Origin of the sequence: Microbulbifer variabilis (assembly GCF_023716485.1) — a bacterium.
Taxonomy (GTDB): Bacteria; Pseudomonadota; Gammaproteobacteria; order Pseudomonadales; family Cellvibrionaceae; genus Microbulbifer; species Microbulbifer variabilis_B.
The window spans coordinates 4,586,912-4,601,142 of sequence record NZ_CP092418.1 but is presented as its reverse complement, the minus strand read 5'-3'; the positions used below and the strand labels follow the sequence as shown (position 1 = coordinate 4,601,142).

13 protein-coding genes are annotated in these 14,231 nt (G+C 53.0%); 8 read left to right on the top strand and 5 right to left on the bottom strand.

Going from position 1 to position 14,231, the window contains the following annotated elements; genetic code table 11:
• The first annotated feature begins 54 nt into the window (after window positions 1-54).
• The 3 genes from MJO52_RS20100 to MJO52_RS20095 are packed head-to-tail and all read left to right on the top strand — an operon-like array spanning window position 55 to window position 1,744.
• Window positions 55-834, top strand: a complete 780-nt coding sequence (locus tag MJO52_RS20100; protein ID WP_252083734.1) for a hypothetical protein — start codon at window positions 55-57, stop codon at window positions 832-834.
• 24 nt (window positions 835-858) lie between these two features.
• The gene (locus MJO52_RS21340; RefSeq protein ID WP_286036995.1) at window positions 859-990 is read left to right on the top strand and encodes a hypothetical protein; all 132 of its coding nucleotides are present in this window, start codon (window positions 859-861) and stop codon (window positions 988-990) included.
• Window positions 977-1,744 carry a VIT1/CCC1 transporter family protein gene (locus MJO52_RS20095; RefSeq protein ID WP_252083733.1) on the top strand — a complete coding sequence of 256 codons (768 nt, stop codon included), beginning with the start codon at window positions 977-979 and terminating at the stop codon, window positions 1,742-1,744. Before MJO52_RS21340 ends, MJO52_RS20095 begins: the two co-directional genes overlap by 14 nt.
• Window position 1,745: 1 nt before the next feature.
• On the opposite strand, the gene MJO52_RS20090 is transcribed toward MJO52_RS20095, so the two are convergent.
• Window positions 1,746-2,822, bottom strand: coding sequence for a GGDEF domain-containing protein (locus MJO52_RS20090; RefSeq protein WP_252083732.1), 1,077 nt, complete (start codon window positions 2,820-2,822; stop codon window positions 1,746-1,748).
• 167 nt (window positions 2,823-2,989) lie between these two features.
• Between MJO52_RS20090 and MJO52_RS20085 the strand changes: the two genes are divergently transcribed.
• The 3 genes from MJO52_RS20085 to MJO52_RS20075 all read left to right on the top strand — a co-directional run bounded on the left by MJO52_RS20085 (window position 2,990) and on the right by MJO52_RS20075 (window position 5,342).
• The gene (locus MJO52_RS20085; RefSeq protein WP_252083731.1) at window positions 2,990-3,508 is read left to right on the top strand and encodes a macro domain-containing protein; all 519 of its coding nucleotides are present in this window, start codon (window positions 2,990-2,992) and stop codon (window positions 3,506-3,508) included.
• Window positions 3,509-3,656: 148 nt separating this feature from the next.
• Window positions 3,657-4,631, top strand: coding sequence for a phenylacetaldoxime dehydratase family protein (locus MJO52_RS20080; protein ID WP_252083730.1), 975 nt, complete (start codon window positions 3,657-3,659; stop codon window positions 4,629-4,631).
• An 84-nt stretch (window positions 4,632-4,715) separates the two neighbouring features.
• Window positions 4,716-5,342 (top strand): class I SAM-dependent methyltransferase, encoded by a 627-nt coding sequence (locus tag MJO52_RS20075; protein WP_252083729.1) that lies wholly within the window; start codon window positions 4,716-4,718, stop codon window positions 5,340-5,342.
• A gap of 62 nt (window positions 5,343-5,404) precedes the next feature.
• Here MJO52_RS20075 and MJO52_RS20070 read toward each other — a convergent pair whose 3' ends face one another.
• Window positions 5,405-5,671, bottom strand: a complete 267-nt coding sequence (locus MJO52_RS20070) for a hypothetical protein (RefSeq protein WP_252083728.1) — start codon at window positions 5,669-5,671, stop codon at window positions 5,405-5,407.
• 77 nt (window positions 5,672-5,748) lie between these two features.
• On the opposite strand from MJO52_RS20070, the gene MJO52_RS20065 reads away from it, so the two are divergent.
• On the top strand, window positions 5,749-6,306 hold the full coding sequence (locus tag MJO52_RS20065) for a hypothetical protein (protein ID WP_252083727.1): 558 nt from the start codon (window positions 5,749-5,751) through the stop codon (window positions 6,304-6,306).
• 137 nt (window positions 6,307-6,443) lie between these two features.
• Here the strand turns inward: MJO52_RS20065 and MJO52_RS20060 are convergent, their stop codons facing one another.
• From MJO52_RS20060 to thiI, 3 genes are all read right to left on the bottom strand, one after another.
• Complete coding sequence (locus MJO52_RS20060; protein WP_252083726.1) at window positions 6,444-8,441, bottom strand: glycosyl hydrolase family 18 protein; 1,998 nt, start codon at window positions 8,439-8,441, stop codon at window positions 6,444-6,446.
• A gap of 514 nt (window positions 8,442-8,955) precedes the next feature.
• Window positions 8,956-10,764 carry a translational GTPase TypA gene (typA, locus tag MJO52_RS20055; RefSeq protein ID WP_252083725.1) on the bottom strand — a complete coding sequence of 603 codons (1,809 nt, stop codon included), beginning with the start codon at window positions 10,762-10,764 and terminating at the stop codon, window positions 8,956-8,958.
• Between the two features lie 212 nt (window positions 10,765-10,976).
• Window positions 10,977-12,461, bottom strand: coding sequence for a tRNA uracil 4-sulfurtransferase ThiI (gene thiI, locus MJO52_RS20050; protein ID WP_252083724.1), 1,485 nt, complete (start codon window positions 12,459-12,461; stop codon window positions 10,977-10,979).
• 319 nt (window positions 12,462-12,780) lie between these two features.
• On the opposite strand from thiI, the gene glnA reads away from it, so the two are divergent.
• On the top strand, window positions 12,781-14,187 hold the full coding sequence (gene glnA, locus MJO52_RS20045; RefSeq protein WP_252086040.1) for a glutamate--ammonia ligase: 1,407 nt from the start codon (window positions 12,781-12,783) through the stop codon (window positions 14,185-14,187).
• The last annotated feature ends 44 nt before the right edge of the window (window positions 14,188-14,231 follow it).

Here is a 14,231-nt window from a genome sequence, read left to right as displayed (position 1 = left end):
TGAAAGTAAGGTGTCTAGCTTATGGAAGGAATTAGAACTTAAAAAAGGCTGTGTATGAAAAAAATTATCATTATTTTATGTTTGTTAATTGCCCAATTAGTTGCTGTTCCACTTTGGGCCAAGACGGATACTAAGGCGGTTTCTACCGAAATTACCGTGCGTGCCAAGGCCAAGGATGCCAAATTTATCGGCTCCTCCATTGGGGGTGCCATGGTCATTATCCGTGCGGCAGATACAGGGGAAATTCTCGCACAGGGCCTGACTCAAGGGAGCACCGGCGATACTGGTAAGATTATGAAGACCCCGCGTGAGCGCTATGTGCCTATCGCCGAGGGGGCGGCTAAATTCACCGCTAATCTGGAGATTAGTGAGCCAGTTTTTCTTACCATTGAGGTGCTGGCCCCCTACATCAAAAAGCAGGCCCGCGTGGTGGCGCAGACCCAGACCTGGTTGGTGCCCGGCAAGCCTATTGGTGGCGAGGGCTTGATTGTGGAAATCCCCGGCATGGTGGTGGACCTGCTCAGCCCACAGACTCACCTCTACACCGGTTTGGATAAGAGTCCATTCGAGATCCGCGCCAATGTGGTGATGATGTGTGGTTGTTCCTTCACCGATGGTGGCTTATGGGATGGCAGCAAGATTGAAGTCACTGCGATAGTGAAGCGAAATGGAGGCGAATTTGCCACAGTGCCACTGAAAATCCAGGACACTATGAATACCTTTAGTGCGCCCTTCGCCACAGATTTACCCGGTGTCTACGAAATTCTGGTTTACGCTTATGACGCTAAAACCGGAAATACCGGTGTCGATAGGGGCAGTTTTATCGTGAAATAAACTGGATTGGCCGGGGCCAAAGCAATGAGCCGAAATCGGACAGGGGACTATGAGGTGTTTATGCGCGGTATGAATACGCGAGTCCCCGGTCTTTATAGCTCCGTTGTAAATCCCGGTCAGGTGCTCCTGCTGGACCTCTGCTATGACGGGACGTGAGCAAAAGGGAGCGCTGTCCCGGCACGAGCTGCTGGAGGAGCACCGCCCAGAACGGATCCACGCCCGCCTGGGGCGAGAGCCGAAATCTCAACGGGTCTCCGATTTTGTTCTGGGGGCCATCGATGGCTGCGTTACCACTTTTGCCATAGTGGCTGGGGCCTTCGGTGCGGGTTTTTCCGAGTCGGTAGTGTTGGTCATGGGGTTCGCCAACCTGATTGCGGATGGCTTCAGTATGGCGGTGAGCAATTACGAGGCCGTCAGCGTGGAGCGTGAGCAAGCTGCGGCGGCCACGCGTATCGAACGCGAGCATATCGCGCTGGTACCCGAGGGGGAGCGAGAGGAGATTCGCCAGATATTCCATCGCAAGGGGTTTCGCGGGCAGGTGCTGGACGAGATCGTCACTACCATTACCGCCAATCGCCAGCTATGGATTGAGACCATGTTGGCGGAGGAATACGGTATAAGCCGGACCAAACGCAAACCTCTGGGCAGTGCTTTGGTGACCTTCTTCGCATTTATTGGCATGGGTACCGTGCCGCTGTTGCCCTACCTTCTCTCGCCACTGAACTCGTCACAACAGTTCTACAGCAGCGTTATTCTGGCGGCTTTAACCTTCTTTGCCATCGGTCTGTGCAAGGGCCTGGTATTCTCCCAAAAGGTGTGGATGGCGGGCTTCAAGACCCTGGTATTTGGAGGCGGTGCCGCCGCGCTGGCATTCGCCGTAGGCTTCTTCCTGCGCGATCTTATCGCTTGACCTAGGCGGCTACTACTCGGTTGCGGCCGCTGTTCTTTGCCCGGTACATACGCTTGTCCGCCTCCGCCAGTAGTTGGTTGTGAGGATTGCCGCTCCCCTCTACCACGCCAAAACTGATGGAAACTTTTACCGGCTGTACGTAGCGGCGGCTCAGGGCCTCGACCTTGCGACGCAATTTTTCTGCCAGCACCCTGCCGCCGCGCACATCGGTATTGGGCAACAGCAACAGAAATTCCTCTCCGCCCCAGCGTGCAACAACATCCTCTGCGCGGGTGTTTTCCCCGAGGATTTTCGCTACGTCCTGCAAGATGCGGTCGCCAAAGCCGTGGCCGTAGGTATCGTTAATGCTTTTAAAGTTGTCCAGGTCGCCAATCAGTATCACGTAGCGGCCCTGTAACTCCTTGTTGCGCCGTTCCATATCGTGGATAGCCCGGTAGGCCTCTCGGCGGTTCGCCAGCCCGGTGAGAGCATCGGTGGAGGCACTTTTTTCCAGTTCACCGGTGAGGCGTTCGAGTAGCTGTTGGGTGTGATGGCGACTGCTGTCGAGTAGTGCGGTGAGAGCGGTAAGAGCGCCAAAGACCGCAATAAAACGTGCGCGATAGGCGGTGTCATATTCCGCCTTTAGGCCGGGGAAATCCGGGTAGAAAAGAGCCGTCGCGGTGACTAGGCCGATGGCGATCAGCGCCACTGTGCCGGTCTTATAGCCGTATAAATTGATAAATCCTGGCACCAACATCACCGCCCACATTAGGCCAGTGTTGTTAACCCCGCCGGATAACAGCAGATAAAAGTAGAGTACCAATAAAAGAATGCCTACCAGTAGCGGTGTTTTTTGGCTGGGGCCCATCACATTGATGGTGACATAGGAGCAGAGTATCACTACTGCGGCGGCGGAAAGGGTCGTGGCCTGCAGAATATCGGCGGCGCTCAGGGCAATAACCGCCATGGCACCGGTTACTGCCATGGCAAAAATTAACATGTAGGAGGAGGCCATGATACGGCGGCGCAGGTCGATGCGCTCCAGCTCCGCCACCGGTGTGCCTAGTGCGGTGTGATGCTTGTTATACCCTGAGTTCATAGTCGTCTCTGTTCCTGTACAGACTGCAACTTCCGTCGGTCGTAAGCGCGATTACTGTCACTTATTTCACCGGCAGAGTGAAGCTGCGCCGAGTATAGGAGGATTCGCCCGATGACCAAAGCCGCGAGCTACAGTATCTGTAAAGCAAACGTTAGAACTGAGAAACCGTGACACAAATTCATCTGACTTGGGGCAATATCCTGACATTACGTGGGGACGCACTGGTGTGCCCCGCGCACAAACATCTTATTCGCGGGCGCGGCCTTTCGGCGCAGATTTATGCACAGGGTGGCGTTGAGCTTGCGACTCAGTGTGGTAGGCAACTTAAATGTGCCGTAGGTGAGGCGCGGCTAACTAATGCCTACCATCTGCCGGTGGATTATCTGCTGCACACGGTTACGCCGCAGTGGAGCAGTGGTGATCAATGGGGCGCTTTGGCCATTGGCCAGCTACGGCGTTGTTATGAGAGTGTGTTGTGTCTTGCGAGGGAGAAGGGGTTGAAGCGTATTCTCTTTCCCGCATTGGGTGCGGGTACCAATCGATTTCCCCATGCCATTTCCGCACACCAGGCCCTGGAAGTTCTCAATGAGTATTCCGGTGAATTTGATCAACTGACGGTTTGTTTACATTCTCCCGCCGCTCTTGGAGAGTGGGAGAGGGTTGAGCGGCGTTTCTACACGGTGTGAGATTACCTGATCACAAAAGTGTACTGTCGTGCTTATTTAGTAAGGGCTAATTAAGCCTTTTCACAATGCCCTTGAAAAAGGCTGAAGAAGTTGTTCCTTAACTAGAAGTTAGGCACTTACAAAGCTGAGCGCGAGGAGATAATAAAGCTTGAAAAATCGTCCAGTGAATTTCAAGCCTCCCTACCCCGCATGGGAGCTAGACCTTCCCTCTAACCATTGGTATGTCCAGTGCCAGGTTGGCTTACAGTTTGCGAGTGGACAACGTGACGATTCGCTATTCCGATTATTGGCTAGGTTTTTATCCAGTGCTAAAGGCTTGCTGCACTTTGAGCGGGCGGGACACATCGATGTTCAGGGAGCTTATAACGATATTGCTATAGCCTATTGGGACAACGATGAATCAATGGGGAAATGGCTTAGGGAAGAAGCTACTGAGTTACGGGAAATTATTCAGAGTAAGTCGGGATTTTGGTATGAGGCATTAGCCGCTCCACGCTCACACTTTGAAGTATCTTCCTCCACACCTGTGGCTGACTGGGGGATTTTTCGCCACTTTGATATTTGTGAGCAGCATGAACACGCTTACTGGGGTGCGATGCGGGATCGAATTAGTGCGGCGGAGAATGATGGGCTTCCGGGTCAACTGCAAGCCCTGCGGGCAATACTGGTTGGGAAACAGTCAGATACAGAAATATCTCTTCCCGGTAATTTATGTATGATTCGTACAGTTCAAGGGTACTCGGCAGCCAGTTCCGCGGAGCGGCATGCCTACCGGGAATCTCTGTGTTCCGAGTATGAACAGGGGGTGCATTATTTGCAGTCAAACCCAATAGAATCGCGCTGTCTTAGTGCTCGCCTGTTAAATGATGAGCATCCTGCACTGGGCAGGCCGGACACTGAAACTATTGCTTGGTTTGCATCCCTGGCGGATTTGGAAAACTGGGTACATCACCACCCTACCCATAAAGCTATTTATGCGGCTGCGCAGTGTTATGCGAGTCGCTTCGCCTCTGGGATGCAACTTTTGTTGAGTCACGAAGTGGCAGTAGTGCCGCATGGCAAGGGGCGGGCTTTTTATCAGGGCTGCCATCCTGATACAGGGTTGAAGCGTTTTCTCAAGTAAAAGTAAAGTGTATCGGTAGCTCTCAGAAAAGTGATATAGACACCTTAAAATAAAAGCAGTGAAGTTATTTTAATGTGTTATTACATGGCAATTAAGTCGGTTCCATACGAAATTGATGACATTATTCGCAAGGTATATAAATACTCTGATTTGGGTAATTATCTCGATGAGGAGAATCGTTTTCTAAGAAATCTGGTTTCCGAGGGATCAACGCTTATAGATTTTGGTTGCGGTAATGGTCGTCATCTCAGGCTATTAAACGATCGTCTTGAACTCGGATTGGGAATAGATAATGACCATGGGCATATTGCGAGTGCACGAAATTTGAGTAAAGGAATAAGAAACCTCCAATTTTTACTTGCAGATGCCAAGACATTTACATCGGAGCGTAGGTACTCTATCGCCATATCTATGTATAACACGGTTGGTAATATTTACCCAGCGAGTAGAGTCATCGAAGTAATGCAGAGTGTATGCCAACGTAAAGGGAAATTAATTGTCAGCGTTTTCTCAGAACAATCTATCGAAGAAAGAGTGGTGTTTTATCAGAAAATTGGTTTTGGTATAAAGCGGGTTTCAGAGAGTTCCATTCTGACAGACAAAGGTGTGGAGTCCTCTCATTATAGCAGGGTACAACTTTCTAAGTTGATTCCTGAGGCTGAAATTATACCCTGTAGCAAATTTGGGTGGCTGGCGGTTAAGTCAGTTTAAATGAATCTGATGATCGATGATCTCTTGTTAGATATTTCTTGCCACTGGGTTTTGTAACCATTTTAATCATACACTTTGTTAAAAAGTTTGTGCATCCAAAACTCGACATTATCAACACTTTCAATGGATTTATTACTGGCATGGTCTTCAATTGACAAGTCGGTCATATCCCAAAATCCTATGGCTACTAGGGTGGCTTCCCCAGAGGACTTTATTTCTTTTCTGGATGATACAAGCTCTAGAACGAGGTCATTTTCGAGTTTTTTAGCATGGTGAATAGCGAGTACCTTTGATTCTTTAGTGCTTTCATTAAATTTAAGTATCTTCATGGGGTTTAGTTTTAATTTATTGTTGTCAGGAAGGCAGTTGCCTCGGAAATTGTAAAAACTACAAGGTATTAATATTGATGAAGGTAATTGTTGTTTCTGATATTTGGGGGCGGACAGAAGCCTTGGACGCCCTTTGTTTGCGAACTTTTGAGGATTATACAATCCTGGATCCATACTCCGGTAGTGAGATGAACTTTGAGATCGAGGGGGATGCATATAAATATTTTATCAACGAATGCGGCCTGGAAAGGTACTATTCCTATGCAAGTAGTTACATTAAAGAGCAGCGTTATAGTTATAATCTGCTGGGATTTAGTGTGGGAGCAACAGTCGCTTGGATGTTAGCCTGTAGTGATCAAGCTGAATTTATTAAAAAAACAGCCTGCTTCTATGGCTCCAGGGTTCGCTATCTTCTCAATGAGAGGCCAACCCGAAGTGTAGACTTTTTTCTGGCAAATAAAGAGTCCTCCTTTAATGTTTTGGAGTTCTCCCGCGAACTCTCCAATATACCGATGGTGACTTTACATAAAACGCGGTTTTTACACGGTTTTATGAATCATTCCTCCGAAAATTTTAATCTTGAAGCTTACGGGCACTACAGCGATTGGCTGAAAAGCTGGGCTAATGGCGCCTAGTCAATTGAGCACTGAGACAAAAGGACTGGCAGGAGAGGGCTGAAAATAGGGGGTAATGAAAATGGTCTGAGCATTTTTTGTAAAAGATAAAAGGACCCGAAGGCCCTTTTTTCTGGAAAAATAAATATTTTAAGATTTTACTGGCATGAACTCGCTTCCCAGTACTGCGGCGCTGCAGTCGGAGACCACCAGTTGGGTCCGAAGGTAGAGACGTATACCTGGCCTTCGAAAGTTACCTTATCGCCAACTTCGTAGCCCGCATCACCCGCGTAAGGTTGTTGGAAAGCTGGGCAGGAATCTGCCGAGCCCTCATCGCCATTGTTGCCATCAGAATTTCCGTCTGTGTTGTCACCGGAACCGTTATCTGTATTGTCGCCAGATCCATTATCGGTGCCGCTGTTATCATCTGACCCTGTACCGGAATCGTTGCCAGAGTCGCCGCCGCTTGTTTGACAGGTGGTTTCACTCCACAGCGATGGTGCCGCACTCGGAGACCACCAGTTTGGCGCATGAGTGGATTCGTAGGCGACACCTTCGAAGACAACAACATCACCGACCGCATAGCCTGGATCGCCAGCATAGGGCTGCTCAAACGCTTCGCAGGCAGAGCTTCCGGTGCTGTCGCTATCGCCAGTGTCTCCAGTATTTCCTGTGTTGCCGCTATTGCCGGTGTCACCCGTATCTCCGGTGCCCCCGGTATCACCCGTGTCGCCGGTATTTCCAGTGTCACCCGTGTCGCCAGTACTTCCAGTGTCTCCGTTGCCATTATCCCCAGAGCTCGATCCACCTTGCCCGAAGACCTCTAGCGCCGCATCCAGAAGTGGATACTGGTATTGGTTATTCTCGCGCAGCATGCCACCCCGGAGCTGCCAGATCATTACACCGCCCAAATCTTGCTCGACCACGTAACGGGAGCGCTCGGCGATTGAGGTGGTGTCCTCGAAGGAGATGAAGCCGCCATCCGGGAACCAGCCATAGTGAGTGACTGCTTCTGGGTCGTATGCAGTCTGGAATGATGCGTCGCTCTGCATTTTCTCAACGATCTGGTAGTAACGCGTCTCGGTGTCGGAACCCCAGTGAGCGACATCCTGCCCCGATGCGGCTTCGCCGATCGAGGTGGCGCCGGCGACACTGCGGCCGTAGTGGGACATGCCCAGGATGATTTTTTCTGACGGGATATTGCCTTCAGTCATCCACATATTGCGGCAGCTGTCCGCGTCGAAGCCCTCATTGACCTGGCCGGCATAGGGGTACAGCGGAGAAGTATGCTGAGCTACCGAGTCCCAGTCGCCACCGAAGTCGTAGGTCATCAGGTTAACGTAGTCGAGTGTTGCGCCGACCTCGGCGAAATCGTAGCCCTCTTGCGCAATCGATGGGCCGCAAGCGACGGCGGCGGTTAGCTCCAAGCGTTTGCCGGTCTCGGCTTCGACTTCATCGAAGCGCGCACGCAGCTCCTTCAGCAGTGTGGTGAAGTTCTCTTTGTCGATCGAACGGCCACCGTTGGCTGCATAGCCCGGATATTCGAAGTCGAGGTCGAGACCATCGAAGTCCCAATCGGTTAGCAGAGTTACCGCATTTTCGATAAAGGCCGCACGCGTGCTGGCGCTTTCCATCATCTCAGAGACTTTATGGGAGAGCGTCCAGCCACCTACGGAGAGAATCGCCTTGGCACCATCGTCGTGTACCGACTTTACGAAACCGGATTCGTGATCGTTCCAGCTCTGGCAGACTGCGTCCTGCTTGCTTGCATCGTACTGGCTGTACGGATGCCAGAACGGCGGTGAGCACTTGACCGGACCATTGCCGGCGCCGCCGGAGAAAGATTGAGCCCCCATTCCGTAAAAGACATAGGGATCAGTAAAGTAGATGGTGCCCTCTTCGTCATTCCAGGCAAAGGCGTATTGCACATGGGTCAGTTTGGAAAAATCCACATTGTCGTGGGTGAAGGAGGAGTCGGCCCAATACTCCCAGTCGGCCCAGTAAGCGGAAACACGTTTGGTCTCCTGAGCGCTGACATTGGCACTCAACACGAGCGCCGCAGCAAGTGTTGCTACTTTTTTAAATCCGAGTCCGCGCTCATTGCGGCCCCCCTCCAACATCCCTGTTCGATCCTGAGATTGCAGGAAAGAAAACATTACAGTGACCTCCCATGGGCCTTAATTACGATGAAACTTAGCGTTATAGAACTAAACTTTATAGTTGAGGAAATTGGAAAAAAACCGGGGGATAAAAGTTCCATCTGAAACTGAGAGTGCCAGCGTGACTAACTCATTTTTCCCGATAAATTGTGCAAGAAAAGTGAAAGAATCAAGATGTAAACCGCTTTTTACAGGATAAAATCAGTTTCTATGGCATAGGGGTTAATGTGATAAATATCTGGTGGTGATGGTCGAATTATTAGAGTTATTTAAGAATTAATTTTTATGATGTGAGCAAAAAAAATAAAAATAGTATTGGTTTGGATAATACCCAAGGGCAGTTGCCTAGGTGACGATGTCAGCGCTTTCCAAAAATAAATAGCAATAAACGCTGGCTGCCCGGATAAAGTATTTTTTTCTAGTTTGCTTAAGTTTTCGGTGTAGGTTGTCACCAAGTGTGAAAAATAAAAAGGGCCCTACAGGGCCCTTTTTAAGCTGAAGAAAATTTTAATTATTTCTTCGTGCGCTTACGCATATTTTCCTGCAGGATTTTTTTGCGTATGCGGATATGGTTGGGAGTCACCTCAACCAGCTCGTCCTCTTCGATAAACTCCAGCGCCTGCTCCAGAGTATGGCGGATGGGCGGAGTGAGGGTCAGGGCTTCGTCGGTGCCGGCGGCGCGAATATTGGTGAGCTGCTTACCCTTGGTGGGGTTTACCACTAGGTCGTTGCCGCGGGAGTGGATACCGATAACCTGGCCTTCGTAGATATCTTCGCCGTGGCCGAGGAACAGGCGTCCACGGTCCTGCAGGGCGAACAGAGCGTAGGCCAGAGTCTTGCCGTTCACCATGGATACCAGTACGCCGTTGATGCGCTTGGCCACTTCACCCTGTTTTACCGGGCCGTAGTGGTCGAAGATGCTGGTCATGATGCCGGAGCCGCTGGTCAGGGTCAGGAACTGGTTGCGGAAACCGATCATGCCGCGCGAGGGCACGATAAAGGTCAGGCGCACACGGCCTTTGCCGTCCGGCTCCATATTGGTCAGTTCGGCTTTGCGCAGACCCAGCTCTTCCATAATCGGGCCCTGGTGCTGGTCTTCAACGTCGATCACCACCTCTTCGTAGGGCTCTTGGATCTCGCCGTCCACTTCTTTCTGCACCACTTCCGGACGGGAGACGCCCAGCTCGAAGCCTTCGCGACGCATGGTTTCGATCAGTACCGACAGGTGCAATTCGCCGCGACCGGATACGCGGAATTTGTCCGGGGAATCACCTTGCTCAACGCGCAGGGCTACGTTGTGGATCAGCTCTTGATCCAGGCGCTCCTTGATATTGCGCGAGGTAACGAACTTGCCATCCTGGCCGGCAAAAGGCGAGTCGTTCACCTGGAAGGTCATACTCACGGTGGGCTCATCCACGCTCAGGGCCGGAAGGGCCTCCGGAGTGTCTGGGTCGCACAGGGTATCGGAGATATTCAGTTCGCCCACACCGGTAATACACACAATGTCGCCGGCGCTGGCCAGTTCCACTTCGGTGCGCTCAAGGCCCAGGTAGCCCATCACCTGCAGAACCTTCGCCTTGCGGGAGTTGCCTTCGCGGTCCAGTACCACCACCTGCTGGTTGGGGGCCAGGGTGCCACGGGTGATACGGCCAACACCGATAACACCGACATAGCTAGAGTAATCCAGGGCGGAAATCTGCATCTGGAAGGCGCCTTTTGGGTCTACCTTGGGCGGCTCAACCTTGTCCACGATCATCTGGAACAGCGGCGTCATATCGTCGGCCATATCGGTATCGTCTAGGCCGGCGATGCCGTTCAGAGCGGAGGCGTAAACAACCGGGAAGTCCAGTTGCTCATCGGTGGCGCCGAGGCTGTCGAACAGGTCGAAGACCTGATCCATCACCCAGTCTGGGCGTGCGCCGGGGCGGTCGATCTTGTTGATCACCACGATGGGGTTGAGGCCCTGCTCAAACGCCTTTTGGGTAACGAAGCGGGTTTGCGGCATGGGGCCGTCCACCGCATCTACCAACAGCAATACGGAGTCGACCATGGACAGTACGCGCTCTACCTCACCGCCAAAGTCGGCGTGCCCTGGGGTGTCGACGATGTTGATGCGGTAGTCGTTCCAGCGAATGGCGGTGTTCTTGGCGAGGATGGTAATGCCGCGCTCTCTCTCCTGGTCATTGGAGTCCATGACCCGCTCGGCGCCTTCGTCGCGACGGTCGAGTGTGCCGGACTGGGACAGCAGCTTGTCCACCAGGGTGGTTTTGCCGTGGTCTACGTGGGCAATAATCGCAATATTGCGCAGATTCTCTATCACTGGGGGCCTCTGGGCGTTAAATCTTGGTAAATCGGGGCGGGGGCCTGCGGGGTTTCTACAGCAGCATTCCGGCCAAAGGCGGCGATTATAGGGGGGCCGCATGACAATTGGGAGTGATTTTGAGTAAAAAATCACCGGTCGCGTTCAGAATGGCGACCAGAAGAAGAGAGCAGGTAGAGCGCGGGCGAATCTGCCGCCCGCGCCGGGGGCAATTACTTCTTGATGCCGTCTGGACGGTGCGGAATCTGTGGGCGCAATACGCCCACATTGCGGAAGCCTTCATCTAGTAAGTGAGAGGCATGTAGGCGGCTCATCACACCGCGCGCACAGTAAAGCAGGTACTCGCGCTCCTGATCCAGCTTGGCGAAGCTGTTATTGAGGCGGTAGAAGGGGATCGTCTCTACTTCGACGCCCTCTAGCTCCAGCGGGTCCATTTCTTCTTCATCCGGGTGGCGGATATCGATGATTACTGCGTTGCCGGCCTCCTCACGGATTTCCACTTCTGGTGCCTCGCCGTCCACTTCTTCGATGACCTCGTCGATATTCTGAATCGATCGGTTGCCGATGGCGCGGTCAAGAATAGTGAAGTCAAAGCGGTTTTCCTCGGATTCCACTTTCTCGATCTTGGCTCGGGTGGTGGGTTTCACCGAAATTACACCGCAGTACTCCGGCATATTTGCGGCGAACTCTTCAGTGCCGATGGCCCGTGAGGTACGGATAATATCGGTCTTATCGGTAGTAATCAGCGGTCGCAGTACCAGGGTGTTGGTGACACTATCGATTACTGACAGGTTTTTCAGGGTCTGGCTCGAAACCTGGGCGATGGCCTCACCGGTCACCACCGCATCCACTTCCAGCTCTTTCGCGATAACGTCTGCGGCGCGCAGCATCATACGCTTAAGAATTACGCCCATGTGGGAGTCGTCTACGCGCTCGAGAATTTCTGCCACCACTTCGTCGAAGGGCACGGTGACAAAACGCACCCGATGGGAGGCGCCGTATTTGTTCCACAGGTAGTAGGCCACTTCCTTAACGCCCAGTTCGTGTTGGCGCCCGCCCAGGTTGAAGAACAGGAAGTGAGTGCGGATACCGCGTTTCATGGTCAGGTAGCTGGCCACGGTGGAATCGAAACCGCCGGAGACCAGCGATAGCACCGGGTCCTGGGTGCCCAGGGGGAAGCCGCCGAGGCCGGGGTGCTGTTCCTCGATCACGTTGAGTTTGTCGTGGCGGATCTCCAGCTTGACTGTGATATCCGGGTTTTTCAGTTTCACCCCGGCCGCCCCGGTATTCTTGTTGAGGCCGCCGCCTACGTACTGTTCCACATCAAGGGATTTAAAGTCGTGGTCGCCGGTGCGCTTTACCCGCACACAAAAGGTCTTGTCCTTGAGGGCGGGGCCCCAAACAGACAGGGTCTTCTCGTACATATCGTGCAGGTCGCCCAGGGGGAACTGGCGCACGCGAGAGAAGTTGGCAATGCCGGGGGTGTGAGAGAGCACCTCTTCAATGCGGCTGCCAAGGTGGGCCACGGCGTCCGGGGCGATCACATCGATCTTTTCCCAGTCTTTGCGCACCTGGATACGGTCGTCCAGCTGGCGCAGCAGGCGCTGTAGGTTGTCCTTGAGCTGGCGCGACATACGTTTGCGCACCGGATTGCTCTTGATGGTGATCTCGGGAAAAAATTTGACGACAAAGTGCATGGGAATCCGTGGGGTACCGCATGTTGATAGAAGGTGCGGCATTATAAACTAGCCGGACGCAAGTTGGTTGTGCACTGTTTGTGAGCAAGCTGGAGTATAAATGTGCCATTGTGGTGCATTTAGTTATGGCTGCACAGCCACAATACATCTATCCTGCCCCAGTCGGCCCAGTACTGGGGCCCGCACCGGCACCAGCCGCCGCTGCGACGCCACTGCCCTAATTTGGCACACTCTTTGCTTTATTTCACGCCAGGTAAAGAGCGAATGCCAGCAGTATAGGCATAGCGACCAAATACTTTTCAAGACCTGGAGGACAGCAATGTCAGCGAAAACGCTCGGTTTGATTAATGAGAGTGAAGCTAAGTGGATAGACCTGCGCTTCACCGACACCAAGGGTAAAGAGCAGCACGTATCTGTGCCCGTGTCGGAGATTGACGACGAGTTCTTCGAAGAGGGCAAGATGTTCGATGGCTCCTCTATCGCTGGCTGGAAGGGCATTAACGAGTCCGACATGATCCTGATGCCGGATGACGATACCGCTTTCCTCGATCCCTTCACCGACGAAAGCACCGTGATTATTCGCTGTAATATCGTCGACCCGATCACTGGTCAGGGCTACGAGCGCGACCCGCGTTCTATCGCGCTGCGCGCCGAGGAATACCTGAAGTCCACCGGTCTGGGTGACACCGCACTGTTCGGCCCAGAGCCCGAGTTTTTCGTCTTCGACGATATTACCTGGGGTGCCGAAATGGGTGGCGCCTTCTACAAGATCAACTCCGAAGAGGCGGCTTGGTCTTCCGGCCATAACTTCAGTGAGGGCAATATTGGTCACCGCCCCGGTGTGAAAGGCGGTTACTTCCCGGTGCCCCCGGTTGACTCTTTGCACGATGTGCGCGCCGCTATGTGTTCCGCTATGGAGCAGATGGGTTTGCGTGTTGAAGTACACCACCACGAAGTGGGCACCGCCGGCCAGTGTGAGATCGGCGTTGCCGCCAACACCCTGACCAAGAAAGCGGATGAGGTGCAGATTCTCAAATACGCCGTACACAATGTGGCCCACGCCTACGGCAAGACCGCGACCTTTATGCCCAAGCCGCTGGTAGGCGATAACGGCTCCGGTATGCACGTGCACCAGTCCTTCACTAAGGATGGTGTTAACCAGTTTGCCGGCGATGCCTACGCGGGCCTGTCCGAGACTGCCCTGTACTACATCGGCGGTATTGTGAAGCACGCACGCGCCCTGAATGCGATCTGTAACGCATCCACCAACTCTTACAAGCGTCTGGTGCCTGGCTTCGAAGCCCCGGTTATCCTGGCGTACTCCGCGCGCAATCGCTCTGCGTCTATCCGTATCCCTTACGTGACCTCTCCTAAGGGCAAGCGTATCGAGACCCGCTTCCCGGATCCGACCGCCAACCCTTATCTGGCGTTTGCTGCGCTGTTGATGGCGGGCCTGGACGGTATCAAGAACAAGATCCACCCCGGCGATGCCGCCGACAAGGATCTCTACGATCTGCCTCCGGAAGAGTTGGCCGAGTACCCGACCGTTGCGGCGAGCCTGGAAGGCGCCCTGGATGCTCTGGATCAGGATCGTGCCTTCCTCACCGAAGGCGGTGTATTCACCGACGACGCCATCGATGCCTACATCGACCTGAAGCGCGAAGAAGTAGAGCGCTTGAACATGACCACGCACCCGGTCGAGTTTGATATGTACTACTCCGTGTAATGGCGAGCGGCATCACGCCGATGCCGTCGAGTCGTTCTCGAAAA